A 16,380-nucleotide genomic window follows, 5' to 3' on the forward strand; every position below is an offset into this window, starting at 1 on the left:
TATAATGATGACAAGTTAATAATTCGGTAGGAGATTTGGAGAGACCACAACACGCTATAGAGGCGAAATCTATAGCGGAGTTCGTGGTCTCTTTTTTCGTTATCAAAGGGAGGAATTACCATGAAATTTTCAAGTAAACAACGTAAAGACGTATTAAACGGAGTAAATAAACAAGAGTTAGATGTGATCGTAATTGGTGGAGGTATTACTGGTTCTGGTATTGCATTAGATGGGGCAACACGCGGTTTATCAACAATTGTGTTTGAAATGCAGGACTTTGCAGCAGGTACATCAAGTCGTTCAACGAAACTTGTACACGGCGGTTTACGTTATTTAAAACAACTTGAAGTGAAAATGGTAGCAGAGGTGGGGAAAGAGCGTGCGATCGTATATGAGAACGGTCCCCATGTAACAACACCGGAGTGGATGTTACTTCCGTTCCATACAGGCGGCACGTTCGGGTCATTTAGTACATCAATTGGTCTTCGTGTATACGACTTCTTAGCAGGCGTAAAACGAAGCGAGCGCAGAAAGATGTTTAACCGTGAAGAAACGCTAAATAAAGAGCCTCTTGTAAAACAAGAAGGATTAAAAGGCGGCGGTTACTACGTAGAATATCGTACAGACGATGCGCGTCTTACAATTGAAGTAATGAAAGAAGCGATTGAACACGGTGCGAAAGCTGTTAACTACGCAAAAGTAGATAGTTTCTTATATAAAGATGGAAAAGTATGCGGTGTACGTGTAATCGATTTACTAGACGGAGAAGTGTACGAAGTTTACGGTAAGAAAATTGTAAACGCAGCTGGTCCTTGGGTAGATACACTTCGTGAAAAAGATAACTCTAAAAAAGGGAAAGTACTTCAGTTATCAAAAGGTGTGCATTTAGTAATTGACCAAAAACGTTTCCCGTTAGGTCAAGCAATTTACTTTGATACACCAGATAAACGTATGGTGTTTGCGATTCCTCGCGAAGGAAAAACGTACGTAGGTACAACAGATACGTTCTATGATAAAGACGCAGCTGTACCGCACATGACAACAGAAGATCGCACATACATCATTAATGCGATTAACTACATGTTCCCAAGCGTGAAAATTACAGAAAAAGATGTGGAGTCAAGCTGGGCTGGTGTACGTCCGTTAATTTATGAAGAAGGTAAGAATGCATCTGAAATTTCTCGTAAAGATGAAATTTGGACTTCTGAATCTGGTTTAATTACAATCGCGGGCGGAAAATTAACAGGATACCGCAAAATGGCTGAAATGGTAGTAAACTACGTAACGAATCTATTGCAACAAGAAGGACATAGTGCATATCCGAAGAGCGATACGAAACATATGCCAATCTCTGGTGGTCATGTAAGTGGTTCACACGGATTCCCGGCATTTATCGCAAAAAAAGCAGGAGAAGGTACGAAATATGGTTTAACGACAGCTCAAGCTGAAGAATTCGCGAAATTCTACGGCTCTAACGTTGACGTACTGTTCGGCCTAGCGGAAAAACATAAAGACGAAGCGAAAGAATACAACATGCCGCTTGATGTTCTAATCCCGCTTGTATACGCAATGGATTACGAAATGACAGCAAAACCAGTTGACTTCTTCGTACGCCGCAGAGGCGCTGTATTCTTCAACATCCACTGGGTATACGAGTGGAAAGAAGCAGGAATCAACTACATGGCTGCAAAACTAGGCTGGAGCAAAGAAGAGCAAATGAAATACACAGCTGAACTAGAAAAAGCATTAACAGATGCTGTAATTCCTGTAGATCAACAAGAGCAGGCAGCTGCGTTAGCGTAAAATAGAAAACCACCTGAAGGGGAGCCTTTAGGTGGTTTTTTGTGCGTTATTTATAGAATTTTAAATACTATACTTGTATTTTATAACCAAAAAACCTAATATTTAGTTTATCGAGAGAAGTTTGATACAAAAAATAAGATACCGATATGAGGTGTATCATGAAAAAATTAATTACTTATGATTCTGAAATCCAGATGGCATATCTTTATTTAATTCCATTCACTTCAGAAATTGAGATTGAATCGACTGAAGAATTGGAAGAAAATCCAAAACTAAATGTAGATATAGATCAATTTGATCGTATAGTGGGGATAGAGTTTTTTGGAGAAAATGCTCGTAAATTAAAAGGATTAACAAATAGGAGTAAAATATATAAAAAGAAAACTTCAATAGAAAATAAATTTCATATAGAGGTGGAATTATATGCCTAAAATTGACAACATGTTAGCAATTCTATGGATGCTTCGTTCAGGTGAAAAAATTACTGCAAAACAAATTTCGGAAAAGTTAGAAATTAATATAAGGACTGTGTATCGTTATATTGATACAATTTCAACAAGTGGCGTACCTATAATTTCAGAACCAGGACATAACGGTGGATACACTTTATTGAACAATTTTATTGAAGCTCCTCTTTTTTTTGATTTTGAGGAGCAAACTTCACTATTTCACGCTGCTGTTTTTGCGGAAGAAGCCGGATATTATGGAGGTGAAGCACTAAATAGGGCCATTTCAAAACTAAGTAAATACTCAAATCAAGAGCAGGAAACAAAGATAAACCAACATTTAACTAGTCTTGAAGTAATAAGTCGATTAAGTTCTCTCTCTATGGAATCTTTTTTGAAGGAGTTGGAGCAGGCCTTAGCTGACGGGTACTCAGTAAAAATTCTTTACCATAAAAATGGCGAAAAGCAATTAAATTATAGATTGGTCGATCCGTACAAAATTATCTATTGGAATAATAAGTGGTATGTGATTGGATTTTGTCATCTTAGGAATGATATCCGTAGTTTTAGAGTAGATCGAATTGAAAGTCTAATGCTAACCGAAAATAAGTTTAATCGGCTAGAAAATTTTTCAGCACGTGACTTTTTTATAAAAAATCTTCTTCCAACTATAGAAGGTAAGGAAGGGATTATTTCTTTGGTTATTAATGGGGATAAAAGTGTATTGGCTGATATTTGCCAACATTGGTTTTTAGGACATTATTTACAAGAACGGACTTCAAATCAAGCAGTTTTTCTTCTTGAAAAAGATATGATACATACATATGTACCTTATTTACTTTTACCGTACAATAAATCTATTAAAGTTATTGAGCCAATAAGTCTTAAGAAAAGACTTATTGAAGTTCTGTCGGAATTAATAAAATTTCATCAAGTATGATAACTTCCCTGACGTTAACTGTCAGGGAAGTTATATTATAATAGCCATATCAATTGTGATTGGAGTGTTATTGGATGCAAACAAAAAAAGTTTTTCTATATGTATTTAATACAATGTCGGACTGGGAATATGGATATTTAACTGCTGAACTAAACTCAGGAAGATATTTCAAAAAAGATTTAGTACCTTTAAAAGTAATTACAGTAGGAGCTAATAAAGAAATGATTACTACTATGGGAGGACTGAGCATAAAACCAGATATTTCCCTTGATGAATGTACTCTTGAGAGTAAAGATCTTTTAATTTTACCAGGAGGGACTACTTGGAGTGAAGAAATTCATCAACCTATCTTGGAAAGAATTGGCCAAGCTTTAAAGCTTGGCACTATTGTTGCTGCAATTTGTGGTGCAACTGAGGCCCTTGCGAATATGGGATACTTAGATACTAGAAAGCATACAAGTAATAATTTAGAATACACTAAAATGGTATGTCCTAACTATAAAGGAGAAAAGTTCTATGAGGTGGGATCTGCGGTATCTGATGCGAATTTAGTTACTGCATCAGGAATAGCTCCTCTGGAATTTGCGATGGAAGTACTGAAAAAATTAGATGTATTTGCACCAGATACATTACATTCATGGTATAACCTAAATAAGACTCATAAACCTGAATACTTCTTCCAGTTAATGAATTCAATAAATAGCTGAGCTAAAAAATCAACTTAGCAGTTTTATATTAGTTCAAATAAAAATAATGAAGTAACTGAAAAGCTCACTTTCTCTATTTTGTTTTGCAGAGAAGTTGGGCTTTTTAATTTGGATTTTCCTTATCGTTGTAAATCCGCATTTTCCTGATGCTACCCCTTATTGCAAAATGAAAGAGCGTATTGGGAGGAAGACGCTCTTTAGGTGAATGTATTGTAACGACTATTCGGTTTATTATATGTAATTTGCTGAGGAAGTGTTTTATAAAAAAGTTATTGCCGACAGTATTTTTTTATGAATTTATAAAACTTTTCCATGGCGTGCGTCGTCTAATAAATGGGAAGGAGGAAATGATGTGGATGAATTAATGGTAGAAGCGTTTGAAATAGAAGATAAGGAACTCTTTATCGATGAAATAATGAACAAGTATGGACAAGAAGTCTTACAGCTTGTGTATTCATATGTGAATAATAAAGCAGTCGCTGAGGACTTAACGCAAGATATATTTGTTAAATGTTATAAATCTCTTCATACATACAAAGGGAAATCGAATGTAAAAACGTGGTTGTGGAGAATTGCCATTAATCATTGTAAGGACTATATAAAAAGTTGGTATAACAAAAAGGTAATCGTGACAGAGGATGAGTCTACGTATATTGGGAGTCAAAAAGAAAGTGTTGAACAAACTGTTATTCAAAATGCAGAGGACCGTAGGCTGGCTTCTGCAGTAATGAATTTACCGATAAAATATCGAGAAGTCATTTATCTATTTTATTATGAAGAATTATCAATTAAAGAGATTGCGATTGTAATAGAAGTGAAGGAAAACACGATAAAAACTAGACTGAAAAAAGCGAAGGAGCTTTTGAAGAAAGGATTGGAGGAATAATCAAATGGAAGATCGATTAAAAGGCTTGCGAAAATCAATGGAGAACACAACTTTTAAACATTTGAGTTTTTCTGATCAGCATCGAAAGCGGGTACGTGAAAAAATCAATCAATCGTCCGAAAAGGAAGAAGATATCCTTTTAGCAGTGTTGCAACTTCTTATGAATGAAAAAACGGGTTATGAATTGATGCAGTTACTGAGGGGGAGAGGGATTCAAAAATTCGAAGGCGATGAAGGCTCTCTATACACTTTATTACATCGTCTAGAACAGAATCGCTTTATCCAATCTAGCTGGGATCACGCGGGAGCTAAATATTATCAATTAAATGATAAAGGAAACAAGATGCTACGAAAGGCAGAAAAAGATTCTACGAAGGCGCGATTTATATTAAAAGGATTAGTACAGGAGTGAGATAAAATTGAACAAAAAAGGGGAGCGTTTTTTAAGCGAAGTTACCAATCATATTAAATCAAAAGAAGCAAAGAGCTTTGTGGCAACTGAACTAGATTTTCACATGAAACAGGCGAAGAATATGTGGATTGAAAAAGGGTTAAGTGAGGAAGTTGCTGAAAATAAGGCTGTTGAACAAATGGGAAGTCCGATCAAGCTTGGCAGAGAACTTAACAAACTTCATAAGCCAAAGGTTGATTGGTTCTTAATTATTTTATTAGTGGCTGCTATGGGGTTAGGGTTTTTACCAATAATCGCTCTTGGGCATACGAACGATTTACTAATGAACAAAGTAATTTCTGTTATTCTCGGCATTGCAACAGCTGTTGGGATCATGCTACTTGATTATCGGAAGTTAGAGAGGCTCGGGTGGCTGTTTTATACAATCGGTGTACTTATCTTGTTAATGATAAAATGTTTTCCGACTGGTTACGTGATTGGGGAAGCAATAATAAAAATTGGCCCTATCAAAATTGACTGTTTAATGACGATACCATTCTTCTTTCTAGCTTGGGCTTCTTTTTTCAATAATAGTAGGTTAAAGTTTATGCATCTTCTCATGTTGTACGTATTTTCTTTATATCTATTTTCAACTACATCAATTCTTTTACCAATTTTCATCTATATTACGATGGTATTCGTTATGCTTTGGTGGAGTAAGCTAGGAAAGAAAACGGCATGGCTCATTACGATTTTACCAATTTTACCCTTTATTATTAGGGATCTATTTTCCTGGTCTGCCGTAAAAGAATACCGGATAGCTAGAATTTTAGGATTTTTAAACCCAGCGCATGATCAATGGGATTTACGATTAAAAGAGGCGATGTCTTCAGCAGGTTGGTTTGTTACATATGGAAATATAAAGTCTATCCCTGCTGCCCATACTGATTTTGTATTCGCGAGTTTGACTTACTATTATGGATATGTGCTTGCGCTAGTTCTTGTCTTGATTCTTTCTCTTTTTGTAGTGAGAATAATGACCATATCGTATAAAACAAATGATGGTTATGGTAAATTGCTACTCGTTGGTGGAGTAACTCTTTTTGTAGTCCATTTCATTTGTAACGTTGGCATGATCCTCGGGATATTACCACGTGTTTCTATATCATTACCTTTTATTAGTTATGGATTAGTACCAACTCTGTTTCATGCATTTATAATGGGGATCGTGCTAAGTGTATATCGACGTAAAGATATGTCATTTAGAATGAAAAAAACACCTTGATAAAAATCAAGGTGTTTTCGTTATACATTTAAAACTCTCCGAAGCAGCCCCGGTTACAAAAGGACTAACCTCACCAACGCTATAAAGCTGCAATTCATGCATCGCGCGCGTACAAGCAGTGTAGAACAATCTACGAAGGCTTGCATCACTGTACACATCTTTAGAGGCATTGTAAATAATAACAGCATCAAATTCGATACCTTTCGCTAAATAAGCGGGGATAATGACAATGCCTTGTTCATACTCGGCTGAGTTACTTTTCACAAGTTTTATATTCTCGATATGGCTGAGTGCTTCGTAGGCAGCGGCACTTTCGGCTGCGGATTTACATATAATTGCGATCGTATTGTGCTGTTGTTCTTGTAGTTCAACAACTTTGGAAGTAATACAATTATGCAGTTCGTTGTAATCAGAAACTTTCGTTACTGTAGGTTTCTCGCCGTCACGTTCAAAGGCGTTAATGTTCTTTCCTTCCGGTACGAGATAGCGTGTAAATTCAATAATCGGTCTTGTTGAGCGATAGCTACGAGTTAAGTTGATGCCGTTTGTTTCGTCTGGCCCGTATAAGCTAGTAAGTGTATTGAAATTAACAGTTTCCCTCGCATGAGCGAATATCGCTTGGTTAAAGTCTCCGAGTACCGTCATTTTTGCGGCAGGGAAGAGACGTTTTAAAAACTCGAATTGAAACGGAGAATAATCTTGTGCTTCGTCTACGAGTACGTGTTTAATGGATCTGTTTGTTTGGAAGCCTTCAATTAATTCTTTTAAAAGTAAAAATGGAGTCGCATCCTCGTAATATAGCTTTCCTTCATCAAGCATGTTTACTGTTAATGAGCAAATGTCGTCCCATTCTTTAGGTTTTTCTCCAGTAACCCATGATGAATTTGTGAAGAGTTGTTTATATATTCCTGTGAAATTGATGAAGCGTAGCGTTTGAACGCCTTTACGCAATGGCTTTAATTTTTTGCGGACAATCATACGTCCGAGTACTTTCGTTTCTTTTTCATAATCATTAAAGGAGTTGTCGTCAAACTCGCCCTTTTTCTGTAAATATTTATAAGCCTTTTGATATTCATCTTTACTAAGTAATTCAATTTCTTCTTCTACCCAAGGTTTTTTCAGTTCTGCTTTTTCGATTGTATCTATTTGTTTATTTAGCCAATCCGTTAACTTTTCAATTCTATTATGGAAACGGAGGGAGGAGTCTGTATTGTAAAATTGCTCTGTAATTTCTTTAGCAGAGGCAATCAGTTTTCCTCTGAATTTCATTCCTCTAAATAACATGCCTGAAGATTCAAGCGATTGTCTGTACGTTCTAATCATATCGAAAAATTGAGTAGATGCTTTAAATCGAATGCTCGCATTTCTAGTTTTATAGGCAGGGCTATTCGTTTCAGTTAGCATATATTCTAGTTGTTCATAAGGGTCTTCAACGTCAAATGACTTGCTTAGTCTATGGTTTAAATATTCCTGGAATGTAACTTGCTGCATATTCTCTTCACCGAGTTCAGGTAGTACGTTAGACACGTAGCTGTTGAACATGGAGTTAGGGGAGAAGAGAATGATTTGATCCGCTTTTAGCCATTCGCGATATTTATATAGTAAGTAGGCGATTCGCTGCAATGCAGCTGATGTTTTACCACTACCAGCAGCGCCTTGAACGATAAGTAGTCGCCCTTCATCGTGACGGATAATTTCATTTTGCTCGCGCTGGATAGTAGCAACAATACTTTGCATATGTTTGTTTGTACCTTTTCCGAGCGCTTGTTGCAGGATTTCATCTCCAATTGTGAGGCTCGTATCGAACATGGAATCAATCTCGCCATTTTGAATAATATATTGTAATTTTTTCTCCACATTGCCGTGGATTACGCCTCCTGGTGTACTGTACTCAGCTGGTCCTGGTGGATAATCGTAGTAGACACTTGAAATGGGTGCGCGCCAATCGTATATAAGAAAGTTTTCTCCGCTTGCATCGGTAAGGGTAGCCACCCCGATATAAATTTGTTCTGCACCAACTTCTCCTTCTTCTTTGAAATCGATTCGTCCGAAGTAAGGTGCTTTATGCATACGGCGTAGTGCGGCAAGTCGATTAAAGGTGTGCTTATGGGTAATTTGTGTTACGGCTAGTGACTGAGCTTGTTGTCTTAAGTTGATAACTGTTTCAAGATAATCGTCAAAAGTATCAGTGTTAACTTTTACATCATCCCAGAAGTGTTTGCGAATGTTGATTACTTCTGCCCGGCGTCTGCCAGTTTCGCTTTCCAGTTTATCAATTTGTTCCGTAATCGTTTCTATTACGGTATCCAAGCGTTTTTGCTCTTGATCAAGTTTTTTGTTCATACGGTAAGCACTCCTTTAAAAGTGAAAAATAGAGGTTGACTGAAGATGTGTTTTGTTGTACAATTAAGATACGGATAAATACATTCTCTTGTTTTTTAAGAATGCGTTTCTGTACTAATTTAACATAGTTTTTTAATTTAATCAATGATAATAAGATAAACCTTGGTTCCGCATGTGGTGGAATCGAGGTTTTTTGTTGTTTTTTAAGAGGGAAGAGCGATCATTGTCAGTTTTTGTCGGTAAGTCGATATAATTGGAGTTATGGTCGATAAATTTTGAGAATCGCCGATATAATTGGCGTTGCGGTCGATATAATTGAAAAATCGCTGATATAATTAGATCCGCAGCTGATTGATCCGGAGAACGGATCATATAATTTCATTTACCGAATCTGAACGTAATGTAACGCAAGGAGAGGGCATACAAAAAAAGCTCGGGCTTAGCCCGAGCTTTTCATTATTTCTTTTCGTCTTTTTTAGCGTCAGCTTTTGGTTCTTCGAAAAGATCTTTCAAATCTTTATCGTCAACTTTTACGTCAGCTTTTTTGATTTCTTTCATCATAAGATCGTTCATGAATTGAGCATCTTGTGCTTTCTTTTGAACAAGTTCTTTTTTGATGTCGCCTTTTACTTCATCAAATGGTTTTTGTTCTTTAATATCTGTTACTTTAATGATGTGGTAACCGAATTGTGATTTTACAGGTTCGCTTACTTCATCTTTTTTCATTTTATAAGCTGCGTCTTCGAATTCTTTAACCATTTTACCAGCTGTAAAGTAGCCAAGGTCTCCGCCTTTTTCTTTTGAACCAGTATCTTCAGAGTATTGTTTCGCTAACTCTTCGAAAGATTTACCTTGTCCAAGCTCTTCTTTAACCTTTTTCGCAGTAGCTTCATCTTTTACAAGAATGTGGCTTGCTTTAATTTCAGGTTTGTAGTTTTCTTTTAGTTCTTTATCAGTGATTGTTTTTCCAATCGCTTGTTCTTGAGCTAATGAAGCGCGAACGCCATTTTTAACTGTTTCTTCTTTAAGACCTTGTTGTTTCATTAGTGTATCGAATTGGTCACCGACTTGCTTTTTCATTTCATCGTACTTTTTGTCCACTTCTTTGTCATCGACTTTGTAGTTTTTAATAAGTACTTTTTCCATAACCATGTTATTTAGTACTTGTTTACCAGCTGTTTGTTTCATTTGAGTGTAGAACTCTTCTTTAGTGATGTCACCAGCTTTAGATGTAACAACTTTGTCTGATGATGATGATGTTCCACATGCTGATAATGCGATTACACTTGTTGCGGCTAAGGCAAGCATAGCTTTCTTCATTCAATAAACACTCCTACTATTATGTATTTTTAATTTATCCCGTACAAATGAAGAAACGCCTTATGATAGGTTATTTTCGTTCATAAGAACCTGATTAAGTCTCACTGATGTCTTTGCTTTTTTGTATATGTAAAAGCACGCTTAACAGGGCTTACCTAGGCTTTAGGATAAAGTTTAGATGCGTGTCGTTTATTTCATAGTATAAGCAATATGTACAAAATTTAATATATCATATTTCGACGAGTTTTCCTATTGATAAAGAAATTTTAACCAGTTTGTGTCAGATTTTGAAAGGGTACCATATTGGGCGAATGCCGCATATATAGAAAAGAGGAGGGGATGGGGGATGAATTCTCAACTTATTTTATTACTTGTACTGTTTATTTTATTGGTTATAGTAGGTATAATTTGCTTATAGAGGAAAAAAATGAGGAAGGGGCTTTCCTTCCTCACTTTCCATGAAATATAATTTCTATATAACTAGAAATTAATAGAATGGTAATACATACATTAATAACTCGAAAGACACCGGGCTGGCGGCTCGCAGATATTTGTTTTCGCTCACACAGTGTATGTGTCATGAAATTCGTGTAAAATATAACAAGAAGTGCGAATGCAACAAAAACAACGGTTATAAGAGTCATGAGGCGAGACCTCCTTTTGGCTAAAATACATATACTTTATATATTGTATCATACGATATTTTGTTCGTGTTACAAAATTCAGAAATAGAAGACTTTGTGTTAGGAAGCGAGGGAGAAAATGGACGTTGTAAGAAGACTAGAACAAGCTGAATATTACGTAGACCTACTATTTAAAATGATTGATGAAGAAAAGTGTCCATTTTATTCTTTAATCATAAAGAAAAAAGCTCGTAAAAAAGACATTGAACGTATACTAAAACTTTGTGAAAAGCTGAACGAACAATATGTAGTGGAGAAAGCAGAAGGCCTTCTATTGTTTGATGCGCTATTAGATCAATTTGAAAAAGCGCTTCCACATCAGCTCGAAGTACACGAAACTGCGGAAGCGCTAGCAAAACAAGGTTTATTTAAGCCACTTATGAATGAATTCTTACGCATGATTGCGAAAAAATAAATAGATTATTTCTTAACTAACTTTTGATCGGATTCCGTAAAGTTCTCCTCGATATCTTCTAATGATTTCTCAAAAATATCGATGAAGTCTTGTCCGTAAATATTACGCAGGATCGCAATCAGTTCGATATTTTCTGGGAACTTACCGTAAAAATTACGAAGTTCAAGTGCCCCATTAAAAACAGAATTATTTTCAGGATCATACTCCTCCATTAAGCAAAGTAGTAATTCTTCCCCTTTGTCTGTAATTTCAATGTACGTATTTCGTTTATCATCTTCTTTTTTTGAGAATACAAGATAGCCGCGTTCTTCAAGCTTTTTAGAGAAGTTAAACGCTGTTGAGACGTGCATAACTCCAAATTTAGCAATCTCAGAAATAGAAGCCCCTTTTAAATGATAAGCGATGGTTAAAATGTGATGCTCATTAATGTTTAAATCGTAAGGTTTAATCCACTGTTGCCAATCTTTCTCTACGCATTTCCATAACGCTTTCGATAATTGAGCAATACGTTGGCTGAAAATCATCGCTTCTTTTACCGAGTAATTTTTTTCTCCACTTTTCATTTACTCACCCACTTTAACATTCTTTTTTCATTATTATCTATTATGCCAGTAAAATAAAAATTAATAAAGTCTTTTTGTGAGAATTGTGAAAATTTTTCGGAAAAACAACATTCTATACAAATCATGCATAACTATGGAAGCGGTTTATGAGTCAAGAATACATGTGTTTTCTTTACATGTTAAGAGATAACATATATTGTAAATGCATAAAAACACGGCATATCTATGTGATATGCCGTGTTAAGGTCAATTCGTGTGAAAAATATTTGTTATATGCAAAAAACTAAGCAGGAATATGTTTACGCTTTTTCTGGAACGGCTTCTTGTAGTTTCTCAATTGACTTTTGAATGTCTAAAATTTCTTTTTCAATATGTCGTTTGTTTTGAGAAATATCTTGTTTCCAGTTAGAAAGTGTGTCTTGCATATCGTCTTTTAGTTCTTGAAATACTTCTTTACCTTCTGAAGCAGTTTCAACGATTTGGCGCTTTAATAATTTTGTATCAGCTGTAATATCAGCTAATGTCTTTTTAATATCAGTTCCTTTTTCTTTCAGCTTACCGCGCATAGCTTTACCAGAAGAAGGAGTTGAGAAAAGAACGGCTATTCCAGCAACTGCTCCGCCGCAAAGTACACCTGTAATAAAGGATTTAGCTTTTGACATAAAAGGAAACCTCCTTATTTTTCGTTCGTATTCATGATGTATAAAAGTGTGCATATCTTTAAGACAAGGGGAAGAAAAGTGAGCTTTTCTCTCTTGTACATGCTATGCACAAAAAATCATATCCCCGGCATTTTTGGTGAAGAAATAAGCCATTCAATAAATGCCAGAGGAATCGGCTTGATATGTATTACTTCTTATTATAGTGGCACTATTTCACACTATTTGCAATTGTACTTGCGATGTTTTGTAAATTTTCCATTGTATATTCATTTTGGTGTGATTTCCAAACAGCACCGAAACCATCGTTTTCACCGTAGCGTGGAATTAAATGAAGGTGGAAGTGGAATACAGTTTGTCCAGCTTTCTCGCCGTTATTGTTAAGTAGGTTGAAGCCAACTGGATTAAATTCTGCTTTCATTGCATTTGCGATTTTTGGAACGACAGCAAAAATATGTGATGCGATTTCTGGCGTTAACGCAAAAATGTCTTGTTTGTGAACTTTCGGAATAACAAGAGTATGTCCTTTTGTTACTTGACTAATATCTAAAAATGCAAGTACATGTTCATCTTCGTATACTTTTGAGCAAGGGATTTGCCCGTCAATGATTTTACAAAAAATACAATTGTCCGCTGTATGATTCATCAATCTCATCCTTTCAAATAGTCTTAGCCGTATTTTACCATAATTACATAGGAGAACAAACACGAAAAACAGGAAGCTGACTCAGCTTCCTGTTTTCTGAAGAGGGATTGAAAAAGCATTTTTTTATAATTTACGGTTCGCAGACACCTCATTTATATAAGAAATGCACGGTAAATCGGCTAAAGTTTCTGCCGTAGACACCCCATTTTCAAGTGAAATGAATTGCAATCTTTTTAAAAATGAAATTGTTTATTTTTTAAAACAGTATATGCTCTTTCGGAGACACCCCGTTTCGAAAATGAAACAAATTATCTGGTTATGTGTAAATTTCATTGTCCAATTTGGACACCCCATTTCATGATGACTTCACTATGTTGTTGTACTCATCAATTGGTGGTTGCTTTTTCAAGTGTGTTCCTTCTTCACTAATTATGATGTCCGCTTTCGTAAAAATATATGCGAAGAAATTTAAATTTTTTTTTGGAGACATCGATACTATGTAGTGCACCATGATTTTTGGTAAGATGAATATATACATTTCTTACAAAAGTGAATGAATATAAATGAAGAAAGTGGTGTCGTATGAGCGAGTTATTGCGTGTAGAAAATGTTACAGGAGGATATACGAAACGACCTGTACTGCAAAATGTTTCGTTCTCTGTTAATAAAGGCGAACTTGTCGGCTTAATCGGTTTAAATGGAGCCGGGAAGAGTACGACAATTAAACATATCATCGGTTTAATGGAGCCGAAAAAAGGAACTGTCACAATTAACGGAAAAACAATTCGTGATGATATGACAGCGTACCGTTCTAGTTTCTCCTTCATTCCAGAAACGCCAGTATTATATGATGAGTTAACGTTAGAAGAGCATTTGAAATTAACAGCGATGGCGTATGGTGTTGATGAAAAACAATATGAAGAACGTGTAGGACAATTATTACAAGAATTTCGCATGAAAAATCGTTTAAAATGGTTTCCGTCTCATTTCTCAAAAGGGATGAAACAAAAAGTGATGATTATGAGTGCATTTTTAGTTGAACCATCACTGTACATTGTGGACGAACCTTTCGTCGGGCTTGATCCGTTAGCGATTCAATCACTTCTTCAAATGATGGATCAAATGAAAAAGAGTGGTGCGGGCATCTTAATGAGTACACATATTTTAGCGACAGCAGAGCGCTATTGTGATTCATTCATTATTTTGCATCAAGGTGAAGTGAGGGCGATGGGAACATTATCAGAACTTCAATCACAATTTAACATGCCTGGTGCAACGTTAGATGATATTTACATTGCATTAACAAAGGAAGAAGATTATGAATAGCACAGCGTTATGGAAAGAACGATTTCGGCACTTTCTAAAAGAAGTTCGTACATATAGTAAATACGTATTTAATGATCATTTGAAATTTATTTTCGTATTTATCATCGGCGCAGGAGCGTATTATTACCAGCAATGGTTACAAACGTTAACACCATCGTTTCCGACAGCGGTCGTTATGGCAGTTTTACTTGGCCTCGTATTAACAGCTGGATCCATACAAACGTTATTAAAAGAAGCAGACCTTGTGTATTTACTGCCAGTTGAAGAAAAGTTAAAGCCTTACTTTACAAAGGCATTTCTCTTTACGTTTATGATTCAGTTATACATAATCGCAATGGTAGCCGCTGCGCTTGCCCCGTTATACTTCCAGCAAATGAAGCAAACAGGAGCGGCTTACATATGGATTGTAATCGCGTTCGTCATTGTAAAAGCGTGGAATTTATTCGTAGCGTGGGAAAAATCATTTTTAACAGATCAAAGCGTTCAAAAAGCAGATTGGTTCATTCGCTTTATCTTAAACGGCTTATTTGTGTACGTCCTTGTAGAACGTACTTCAGTCATTTTTACCGGTGTAATTGTTTTTCTTATGGCGCTATACCTTGCTGTTATGCATCAAAAGGTGAAGGGAAAGCCGCTAAACTGGGAGTATCTAATTTCTGAAGAAGGTAAAAAAATGATGCTGCTGTACCGCATTGCGAATATGTTCGTTGATGTACCAGCGTTAAAAGAGAGAGTATCACGTAGGAAATGGCTTGATTTCATTCTTTCGATAATTGGTGAGAAACGTACATATTTATACTTATATACGAGAACGTTTTTAAGATCAGGTAACTATTTCGGCTTATATATGCGTTTACTCGTTCTTGGAGGAGTCATTCTTTACTTCATCCCATTTTTATATGGACGTTTTATCGTAAGTCTTATTTTCTTATACTTAATCGGCTATCAGCTATTAACCCTTTGGAAACATCACCGCATGAAAATTTGGCTTGATTTATATCCAGTAGGGGTAGACGAGAAGAAGAACGATTTTCTTACTTTATTAAATGCGATTCTCATCATCGGTAGCGTTGTATTTACAGTTATATTTGCACTTGCGACGAAAGATTTCATAATGACCGGCATTTTATTTGTCGTAAGCATATTATTTAGTATTGGTTTCGTTTATCAATACGGTGCGAAACGCATTGAGCGTTTAAACTGAAGGGAATGAACCTATGATTACATATGAAGAGAAGGTTATAAAAGAATTGGAGCAGTGGAAAGCTACATTCATGAAAGATTCTTCTATGATGACACGGTTCTCTAAAAAAGTGCAGGTGAAAGTGCAACAACTAGTGCCGGCGAAAGTGCAAAAGGTACTAACAGAAACGATTCGGATGATGGTACAAACAATTAGTGCTGGATCAAACTTCATAAAACCGAAGCTAAAAGAAACGAACTGGTCACTGCAAAGACGAGACGATGAAGTACGTAAAAAAATGGATGAGTACAAAAAAGTCGCAGCGGCAGAAGGAGCAGGAACGGGAGCAGGTGGTATTCTCCTCGGTCTTGCTGATTTTCCGCTTCTACTTACCATTAAAATAAAATTTTTATTCGATGCAGCAACATTGTACGGATTTGATACGAGTAAAAAAGAAGAGCGCCTTTTTATTCTTCACGTTTTCCAACTTGCTTTTTCGAGTGATGACCATAGAAAAGAAGTATGGAAAGCAATTGAAACGTGGGATACAGAAGAAGAAAATCATATGGACTGGGAAAAGTTCCAAACAGAATACCGAGACTATATTGATTTAGCAAAAATGCTTCAGCTTGTCCCGATCATCGGTGCCCCGGTCGGCGCGTATGCGAACTATCAATTATTGCAAAGGCTTGGGGAAGTGACGATGAATTGTTATCGTATGCGCTTGCTTAATAGAAATTAATTTGCTTTATAAAAAAGAAGGTATCCTAAATTACACATTTAG

Annotated in this window: 16 protein-coding genes and 1 pseudogene; 11 read left to right on the forward strand and 6 right to left on the reverse strand. The window is 36.0% G+C overall.

Annotated features, from left to right (window positions below; translation table 11 throughout):
- Positions 1–120 precede the first annotated feature (120 nt).
- The 7 genes and pseudogenes from glpD (at position 121) to JTF23_RS13140 (ending at position 6,458) form a co-directional block, all read left to right on the forward strand.
- Positions 121–1,803 carry a glycerol-3-phosphate dehydrogenase/oxidase gene (gene glpD / locus JTF23_RS13110; RefSeq protein ID WP_204208927.1) on the forward strand — a complete coding sequence of 561 codons (1,683 nt, stop codon included), beginning with the start codon at positions 121–123 and terminating at the stop codon, positions 1,801–1,803.
- A gap of 158 nt (positions 1,804–1,961) precedes the next feature.
- A pseudogene (locus JTF23_RS13115) lies at positions 1,962–2,207 on the forward strand (DUF2283 domain-containing protein); the annotation flags it as partial.
- 19 nt (positions 2,208–2,226) lie between these two features.
- A complete protein-coding gene (locus JTF23_RS13120; RefSeq protein ID WP_204208928.1) occupies positions 2,227–3,189 on the forward strand; it encodes a helix-turn-helix transcriptional regulator in 963 nt (320 codons plus the stop codon).
- A 74-nt stretch (positions 3,190–3,263) separates the two neighbouring features.
- Positions 3,264–3,896 carry a type 1 glutamine amidotransferase family protein gene (locus tag JTF23_RS13125; RefSeq protein WP_204208929.1) on the forward strand — a complete coding sequence of 211 codons (633 nt, stop codon included), beginning with the start codon at positions 3,264–3,266 and terminating at the stop codon, positions 3,894–3,896.
- Between the two features lie 352 nt (positions 3,897–4,248).
- Positions 4,249–4,782, forward strand: coding sequence for a sigma-70 family RNA polymerase sigma factor (locus JTF23_RS13130; RefSeq protein ID WP_204208930.1), 534 nt, complete (start codon positions 4,249–4,251; stop codon positions 4,780–4,782).
- Positions 4,783–4,786: 4 nt separating this feature from the next.
- Positions 4,787–5,194, forward strand: coding sequence for a PadR family transcriptional regulator (locus JTF23_RS13135; protein ID WP_204208931.1), 408 nt, complete (start codon positions 4,787–4,789; stop codon positions 5,192–5,194).
- Positions 5,195–5,201: 7 nt separating this feature from the next.
- Positions 5,202–6,458 (forward strand): FtsW/RodA/SpoVE family cell cycle protein, encoded by a 1,257-nt coding sequence (locus JTF23_RS13140; RefSeq protein WP_204208932.1) that lies wholly within the window; start codon positions 5,202–5,204, stop codon positions 6,456–6,458.
- A gap of 6 nt (positions 6,459–6,464) precedes the next feature.
- Here JTF23_RS13140 and helD read toward each other — a convergent pair whose 3' ends face one another.
- The 3 genes from helD to JTF23_RS13155 form a co-directional block, all read right to left on the reverse strand.
- Positions 6,465–8,801 carry an RNA polymerase recycling motor HelD gene (helD, locus tag JTF23_RS13145; RefSeq protein WP_204208933.1) on the reverse strand — a complete coding sequence of 779 codons (2,337 nt, stop codon included), beginning with the start codon at positions 8,799–8,801 and terminating at the stop codon, positions 6,465–6,467.
- A gap of 456 nt (positions 8,802–9,257) precedes the next feature.
- Complete coding sequence (gene prsA / locus JTF23_RS13150) at positions 9,258–10,121, reverse strand: peptidylprolyl isomerase PrsA (RefSeq protein WP_131231801.1); 864 nt, start codon at positions 10,119–10,121, stop codon at positions 9,258–9,260.
- Between the two features lie 449 nt (positions 10,122–10,570).
- On the reverse strand, positions 10,571–10,765 hold the full coding sequence (locus JTF23_RS13155; protein WP_000172692.1) for a hypothetical protein: 195 nt from the start codon (positions 10,763–10,765) through the stop codon (positions 10,571–10,573).
- 118 nt (positions 10,766–10,883) lie between these two features.
- Between JTF23_RS13155 and JTF23_RS13160 the strand changes: the two genes are divergently transcribed.
- On the forward strand, positions 10,884–11,219 hold the full coding sequence (locus JTF23_RS13160; protein ID WP_002150076.1) for a DUF1878 family protein: 336 nt from the start codon (positions 10,884–10,886) through the stop codon (positions 11,217–11,219).
- A gap of 5 nt (positions 11,220–11,224) precedes the next feature.
- On the opposite strand, the gene JTF23_RS13165 is transcribed toward JTF23_RS13160, so the two are convergent.
- The 3 genes from JTF23_RS13165 to JTF23_RS13175 form a co-directional block, all read right to left on the reverse strand.
- Positions 11,225–11,782 carry an HTH-type transcriptional regulator Hpr gene (locus tag JTF23_RS13165; RefSeq protein WP_002159009.1) on the reverse strand — a complete coding sequence of 186 codons (558 nt, stop codon included), beginning with the start codon at positions 11,780–11,782 and terminating at the stop codon, positions 11,225–11,227.
- Between the two features lie 299 nt (positions 11,783–12,081).
- On the reverse strand, positions 12,082–12,444 hold the full coding sequence (locus JTF23_RS13170) for a YtxH domain-containing protein (RefSeq protein ID WP_002159008.1): 363 nt from the start codon (positions 12,442–12,444) through the stop codon (positions 12,082–12,084).
- 208 nt (positions 12,445–12,652) lie between these two features.
- Positions 12,653–13,087 (reverse strand): HIT family protein, encoded by a 435-nt coding sequence (locus JTF23_RS13175; protein WP_001016832.1) that lies wholly within the window; start codon positions 13,085–13,087, stop codon positions 12,653–12,655.
- A gap of 582 nt (positions 13,088–13,669) precedes the next feature.
- Here JTF23_RS13175 and ecsA point away from each other — a divergent pair.
- From ecsA to ecsC, 3 genes are read left to right on the forward strand one after another with little or no spacing between them, the layout of a single operon-like run.
- Positions 13,670–14,413: an ABC transporter ATP-binding protein EcsA gene (gene ecsA, locus JTF23_RS13180; protein ID WP_105586545.1), complete on the forward strand. Its 744-nt coding sequence runs from the start codon at positions 13,670–13,672 to the stop codon at positions 14,411–14,413.
- Positions 14,406–15,617, forward strand: a complete 1,212-nt coding sequence (locus tag JTF23_RS13185; RefSeq protein WP_204208934.1) for an ABC transporter permease — start codon at positions 14,406–14,408, stop codon at positions 15,615–15,617. Before ecsA ends, JTF23_RS13185 begins: the two co-directional genes overlap by 8 nt.
- 13 nt (positions 15,618–15,630) lie before the next feature.
- Complete coding sequence (gene ecsC / locus JTF23_RS13190; protein WP_002030211.1) at positions 15,631–16,338, forward strand: ecs operon protein EcsC; 708 nt, start codon at positions 15,631–15,633, stop codon at positions 16,336–16,338.
- Positions 16,339–16,380: the final 42 nt, after the last annotated feature.

It is taken from the genome of Bacillus sp. RIT 809 (assembly GCF_016892495.1).
Lineage (GTDB): Bacteria > Bacillota > Bacilli > Bacillales > Bacillaceae_G > Bacillus_A > Bacillus_A cereus_U.

Bases quoted from the DNA above. Each gene is read 5' to 3' on its own strand.
- glpD (WP_204208927.1), top strand. From the start codon at position 121: ATGAAATTTTCAAGTAAACAACGTAAAGACGTATTAAACGGAGTAAAT.
- JTF23_RS13120 (WP_204208928.1), top strand. From the start codon at position 2,227: ATGCCTAAAATTGACAACATGTTAGCAATTCTATGGATGCTTCGTTCA.
- JTF23_RS13125 (WP_204208929.1), top strand. From the start codon at position 3,264: ATGCAAACAAAAAAAGTTTTTCTATATGTATTTAATACAATGTCGGAC.
- JTF23_RS13135 (WP_204208931.1), top strand. From the start codon at position 4,787: ATGGAAGATCGATTAAAAGGCTTGCGAAAATCAATGGAGAACACAACT.
- helD (WP_204208933.1), bottom strand. From the start codon at position 8,801: ATGAACAAAAAACTTGATCAAGAGCAAAAACGCTTGGATACCGTAATA.
- prsA (WP_131231801.1), bottom strand. From the start codon at position 10,121: ATGAAGAAAGCTATGCTTGCCTTAGCCGCAACAAGTGTAATCGCATTA.
- JTF23_RS13155 (WP_000172692.1), bottom strand. From the start codon at position 10,765: ATGACTCTTATAACCGTTGTTTTTGTTGCATTCGCACTTCTTGTTATA.
- JTF23_RS13160 (WP_002150076.1), top strand. From the start codon at position 10,884: ATGGACGTTGTAAGAAGACTAGAACAAGCTGAATATTACGTAGACCTA.
- JTF23_RS13165 (WP_002159009.1), bottom strand. From the start codon at position 11,782: ATGAAAAGTGGAGAAAAAAATTACTCGGTAAAAGAAGCGATGATTTTC.
- JTF23_RS13170 (WP_002159008.1), bottom strand. From the start codon at position 12,444: ATGTCAAAAGCTAAATCCTTTATTACAGGTGTACTTTGCGGCGGAGCA.
- JTF23_RS13175 (WP_001016832.1), bottom strand. From the start codon at position 13,087: ATGAATCATACAGCGGACAATTGTATTTTTTGTAAAATCATTGACGGG.
- ecsA (WP_105586545.1), top strand. From the start codon at position 13,670: ATGAGCGAGTTATTGCGTGTAGAAAATGTTACAGGAGGATATACGAAA.
- JTF23_RS13185 (WP_204208934.1), top strand. From the start codon at position 14,406: ATGAATAGCACAGCGTTATGGAAAGAACGATTTCGGCACTTTCTAAAA.
- ecsC (WP_002030211.1), top strand. From the start codon at position 15,631: ATGATTACATATGAAGAGAAGGTTATAAAAGAATTGGAGCAGTGGAAA.